The sequence below is a fragment of the Protofrankia coriariae genome (assembly GCF_001017755.1).
Lineage (GTDB): Bacteria > Actinomycetota > Actinomycetes > Frankiales > Frankiaceae > Protofrankia > Protofrankia coriariae.
Genome location: NZ_JWIO01000085.1, coordinates 1 through 4,234, shown reverse-complemented (window position 1 = coordinate 4,234; position 4,234 = coordinate 1). Strand labels below are relative to the sequence as shown.

Below are 4,234 nucleotides of genomic sequence, written 5' to 3'. Positions count from 1 at the left end.
AGACAGACCTAATCAAGTCCTAGTAGGGAAAGCTCACCTATTGCGGGGGCGTGTGGCTGTCGTTGACGGGTTGTCCGTCGGGCGCAGGCGAGAGTTACATGGGAATGGCATCTTCCGTGGGCTCGTGCGGCGCCGTGAGGCTGAGGCGCAGCCGGCCCCGTCCCATGTCGAGCGGTGGTCTCCGTGGGACCGGGCCGGCATCCAACCAGCGGATAACGAGAGCGGGACGGGATGCGACCGGTGACGGTAACCAGGAAGAACACGGTGGACGGTGGGGCCACGGATGTGCGGATGCCTGTCCTGTACGGGGTGGTGCGGTTCGAGCCGGGTGAGGAACGGCGGGTCCGCGACACCACGATCGCGTTCGATTCGCCCGCGTCGGCGGAACTGTTCGCGGTGGAAAGCGGCTGGTCCGACTTTCAGGTGACGCCGTTGTTCTTCTTTGTGGACAGCGTCACGGCGCCGACGGCAGGGCGGCTGCTGCTGGATGCGGCGCTGGCCCGGTCCATGCGGCGGGCCAACGGTCGATGACCGGCGACCGGGAGAGCGATCCGCCGGAGACCACATCTGGCTGTCCGTTGCCGGTGACCGGGCCTGATCCGGATGGCGGTGACTGCGCAGTCACGATCTATCCGGCGGATCGTCCGGTGGACGTGATGCGGGCCTGGGCAGCGCTTCCGGACGGGCTCGGGTTCGCCGAAGCGTTCGGCGATGTGGAAGTAATACTGGTGTTCCGACCATTCGACCGGCTGCTGTCCGGGGAGCTACCCGCGCCGGACTGAGCGGTTAGGGGCTGCCCTCACGGCACGGGTGCAAAGGGCCAGGATCCCGGGCGGTATAACGCCATCGGGGGATCCTGGCCCTTTTATCTGCCGGCCCCCTGGGCGGTGACGAGTTCCTCGACGGCGGCCATGCGGTGGCTCATGTCCGCAAGCTGCTGTTCGATGCGGTCGATCCCGGCGAGGATCTCCCGCATGGTTGCCCCGGCAGGGACGTCCGGTGCCTGGTCACCGACCAGCACCCGAATCAGGTGATCGCCGGGCCAGTCGAGCGCGCGGGCAAGCGCTGTCAGCGTCTTGTTCTGGACCCGCCGACCCTTACCGCCATGCTGGATCTGGCGCACGGTGGACACGGACACGCCGGAGATGTCGGCGAGTTCCTGCTGTCCGATGCGGCGGGCTGCCATCCGCTGGTTGACCGCGTCGGCGACCGCGGCCCAGTCCTCACCCCCGATCGCGCCCCGCGCCGTGTAGACGGGCGATCTTTCTTCCTGCTCCTCCATGCCGCCGATTTTAGCTGTCAAGCAAACAGTAGGGCATGTGAGGTACACATATATCCCAGCGGGACCCGCTGCCGGACGCATGGTCTTTGCTGCACGCTTATGTGAACCTCACATGCTACGGGCACATAATGGTTGATGAGCGGTTCACGCGCGGTGCACTGTATGTCCTGCAACGACCGACGGCCGGCAGCGGCCGGCACGCTGATGACGCAGGGCGAGGTGAAACGGCGATGGCGATACCGCGACGGATTCCGGTGGCGTTCGGGGATGTGTTTCCGCACGGCGCGTATGTGCTCGGGGTGGAGGCGGCCAGCGACTATGAGAAGGCGAAGGCGGGCCTTCCGGATGTGCAGGAACGGGACAAGGTCACCGGCGAGTTGGTATGGGTGGCCCGGGTGGTGGACGCCGATCCCCAGGCGCGGGCGGGGTCGGCGGAAGTGAAGGTGAAGATCTCATCTCCTGTCCGGCCGGTGCCCCCGGAGCCGATGCCGGGCACGCCGTTTCGGCCGGTGGAGTTCGACGGACTGACGCTCACCCCGTGGGTGCGCACGAACGGTGACCAGCCGCGGCAGGAATTCGCGTTGCGGGCAACCGGTATGCGACCGGTCCGGGCGACAGCCGGTGGTCGGGGCTCGACGGGAGCGGCGGCATGACCGAGCCAACAGCCAGCCCGGACACCGATGGCGGGCGGATGCCGGTCGGGTCGTGGGGGCATGTCGGCCTGGCCGTGGGCGCGGACGGGTCGGCGCGCTGCCACACCTACCCGCACGAGCGGCCGATCCTCACCGTCGACGCCGGCCACATCGACCTGTCCCTGTCCGTGTCGGGCGGCACGGTGACCGCGGATCATCTCGTGTTCGCGCGGGCGCTGGTGCGGGCCGCCACCGACTATCTGAGCGCATGCGAACGGCTGCTGGCAGGCCGCACCGCCGACGATTCGACGAGCGATACCACGACAGCGGCCTGAGCACGCCTCTCCCGGGTACCGGGACGGCCGTCTGAGCTTTCTTTGCGCTCCGCCGGTTCCGGTCCGCCGATTCCTCTTTCTTTCCGTTTCTTTTTCGTGCGATGCAGGGTGGGTGTGATCTGTCATGGCCAGAATCAACGGCTCCCGGCCGTTTCCCGACGTGCCGACCCGGCATCCGAGAGTCGACGTGCCGCTGTGGGTGGTGCTGGTCGGGCTGGCCGGGCGGATATGCGCCCGGCTGGTGCTCTTTGTGCTGCGGCATCCGGTGCTGGTGGGTCTGCTGTTGACGGTGCTGGTGATCCGGGAGCGGTGGGGGCTGGCCGGGCTGGGCCTGGTGCTCCTCGCCGTCGTGGTGCTGGCGGTGGGGTGGCGGCTGGCGCATCGCCGGTCGTTCGCCTGGCTGACCCGCTGGCTGCACGGCCGGCTGCGGCTGCTGGCCGTCTACCGGTGGCGGTGGCGGCCGGTGATGGTGCATACCGGGCTGGCGATCCGGGTGCCGGTGTCCAACGGCGACCGGGTCGCCTTCGCCGAAACCTTCCCCCGGATCCGCACGATCCGCTCCGACCGGTGGGCCGACCGGCTACGGGTCGAACTGCTCTACGGGCAGACCCCGCAGCAGTGGGCGGAGCAGGCCGAGGCGTTGCGGCAGGCGTTCCGCGCGCAGACCTGTCGGATCCGCGCTGATCGGGTGGGGTACCTCTGGCTGGACTTCACCCACCGTGACCCGCTGGCCGAACTCATCCCCCCGGCGGACCTGGAGGGTCCGGACGCGGATGGCGACGGCGGGGACGACGACGGTTGGGATGACGGCACGCCGGTGAACCTGGCCGGGATCCCGATCGGCCGGCAGGAGGACGGCCAGCCCTGGCGGCTACCGGTCCGCGGCGCCCATGTGCTGGTGGCCGGGGCCACCGGGGCGGGCAAGAGCTCGGTGCTGTGGGCGACGATCCGCGGGCTCGGCCCGGCGGTGCGCGCCGGCCTGGTCGAACTGTGGGTCGCCGACCCGAAGGGCGGGATGGAACTCGCGTTCGGCCGGGGCATGTTCACCCGGTTCGCCACCGACACCGCCGGCATCGCCGACCTGCTCGACGACGCCGTGGCGGTCATGCGCGGCCGGGCCGGGCGGCTCCGCGGGGTTACCCGGCTGCACACCCCGACCACCGACGAACCGCTGATCGTCGTGATCGTCGACGAGCTCGCCGCGCTCACCGCCTACGTCACCGACCGGGAGCTCAAGCGGCGGCTGGCCGCCTCGTTGCCGCTGTTGCTGTCGCAGGGCCGGGCGCCCGGGGTGGTGGTCATCGGGGCGGTACAGGACCCGCGGAAAGAGGTGCTCCCGTTCCGGGACCTGTTCCCGGTCCGGGTCGCGCTGCGGCTGACCGAACCCGACCAAGTCGACCTGGTCTTGGGCGACGGTGCCCGGGATCGCGGGGCACGGGCCGAGGAGATTCCCGACGGGCTGCCTGGGGTCGGCTATGTGCTCGCCGACGGGCAGGCCGACCCGGTGCGGGTGCGGGCCGCCTGGGTCGACGACGCCGAGATCGGCCGGATGGCGCACCGCTACCGGCCGCCGGTGACCGGCACGGTGCTCGGTCTGGACGATCCCGGCACAGGGTGGACCCCGGACATCAACGGCTGGGCGGCATGAGCGGACCGGACGGCTACGCCCCGGTGTTCGTGCTGCCGCTGTGCTCCTGGTGCCGGCACCTGTGGGCGGCGCACCGCACCGATACCGGTTGCCGGGTGCCGGTCGGGCGGGGGCGGGTGTGTGGCTGCCGGGAACCGCCCCCCGGCCACCCGCCCGACCCCGACCCGGCCGACGATCACGGCCCGGACCACAACCATGATCATGATCAGGAGGAGCGGGCCGCATGAAGCACGGAACGGACCCCGCCGGCCGGCTGCCGGCGCATCCGGACGGTCCGATCGGCCCCGTCGCGGCCACCGGCCCGGCGGTGGGGAGTCGGGCGGCGCGGCTGCGGCTG

General features: G+C 70.5%; 7 protein-coding genes. 6 read left to right on the top strand and 1 reads right to left on the bottom strand.

Annotated elements, in window-relative coordinates:
- The first annotated feature begins 291 nt into the window (after positions 1 to 291).
- Both FrCorBMG51_RS24145 and FrCorBMG51_RS32760 read left to right on the top strand, forming a co-directional pair.
- On the top strand, positions 292 to 531 hold the full coding sequence (locus tag FrCorBMG51_RS24145) for a hypothetical protein (RefSeq protein ID WP_047225303.1): 240 nt from the start codon (positions 292 to 294) through the stop codon (positions 529 to 531).
- 116 nt (positions 532 to 647) lie between these two features.
- Positions 648 to 782, top strand: coding sequence for a hypothetical protein (locus FrCorBMG51_RS32760; RefSeq protein ID WP_268760600.1), 135 nt, complete (start codon positions 648 to 650; stop codon positions 780 to 782).
- 83 nt (positions 783 to 865) lie between these two features.
- On the opposite strand, the gene FrCorBMG51_RS24135 is transcribed toward FrCorBMG51_RS32760, so the two are convergent.
- A complete protein-coding gene (locus tag FrCorBMG51_RS24135; RefSeq protein WP_047225300.1) occupies positions 866 to 1,282 on the bottom strand; it encodes a helix-turn-helix domain-containing protein in 417 nt (138 codons plus the stop codon).
- A gap of 230 nt (positions 1,283 to 1,512) precedes the next feature.
- Between FrCorBMG51_RS24135 and FrCorBMG51_RS24130 the strand changes: the two genes are divergently transcribed.
- The 4 genes from FrCorBMG51_RS24130 to FrCorBMG51_RS24115 all read left to right on the top strand — a co-directional run bounded on the left by FrCorBMG51_RS24130 (position 1,513) and on the right by FrCorBMG51_RS24115 (position 4,124).
- Positions 1,513 to 1,935 (top strand): hypothetical protein, encoded by a 423-nt coding sequence (locus tag FrCorBMG51_RS24130; RefSeq protein ID WP_047225299.1) that lies wholly within the window; start codon positions 1,513 to 1,515, stop codon positions 1,933 to 1,935.
- Complete coding sequence (locus FrCorBMG51_RS24125) at positions 1,932 to 2,249, top strand: hypothetical protein (protein WP_235433863.1); 318 nt, start codon at positions 1,932 to 1,934, stop codon at positions 2,247 to 2,249. The genes FrCorBMG51_RS24130 and FrCorBMG51_RS24125 overlap by 4 nt, the downstream gene beginning before the upstream one ends.
- 124 nt (positions 2,250 to 2,373) lie before the next feature.
- On the top strand, positions 2,374 to 3,897 hold the full coding sequence (locus FrCorBMG51_RS24120; protein ID WP_047225298.1) for an FtsK/SpoIIIE domain-containing protein: 1,524 nt from the start codon (positions 2,374 to 2,376) through the stop codon (positions 3,895 to 3,897).
- Complete coding sequence (locus FrCorBMG51_RS24115) at positions 3,894 to 4,124, top strand: hypothetical protein (RefSeq protein ID WP_047225297.1); 231 nt, start codon at positions 3,894 to 3,896, stop codon at positions 4,122 to 4,124. The genes FrCorBMG51_RS24120 and FrCorBMG51_RS24115 overlap by 4 nt, the downstream gene beginning before the upstream one ends.
- The last annotated feature ends 110 nt before the right edge of the window (positions 4,125 to 4,234 follow it).

Bases quoted from the DNA above. Each gene is read 5' to 3' on its own strand.
- FrCorBMG51_RS24125 (WP_235433863.1), top strand. From the start codon at position 1,932: ATGACCGAGCCAACAGCCAGCCCGGACACCGATGGCGGGCGGATGCCG.
- FrCorBMG51_RS24130 (WP_047225299.1), top strand. From the start codon at position 1,513: ATGGCGATACCGCGACGGATTCCGGTGGCGTTCGGGGATGTGTTTCCG.
- FrCorBMG51_RS24120 (WP_047225298.1), top strand. From the start codon at position 2,374: ATGGCCAGAATCAACGGCTCCCGGCCGTTTCCCGACGTGCCGACCCGG.
- FrCorBMG51_RS24135 (WP_047225300.1), bottom strand. From the start codon at position 1,282: ATGGAGGAGCAGGAAGAAAGATCGCCCGTCTACACGGCGCGGGGCGCG.
- FrCorBMG51_RS24145 (WP_047225303.1), top strand. From the start codon at position 292: ATGCCTGTCCTGTACGGGGTGGTGCGGTTCGAGCCGGGTGAGGAACGG.
- FrCorBMG51_RS24115 (WP_047225297.1), top strand. From the start codon at position 3,894: ATGAGCGGACCGGACGGCTACGCCCCGGTGTTCGTGCTGCCGCTGTGC.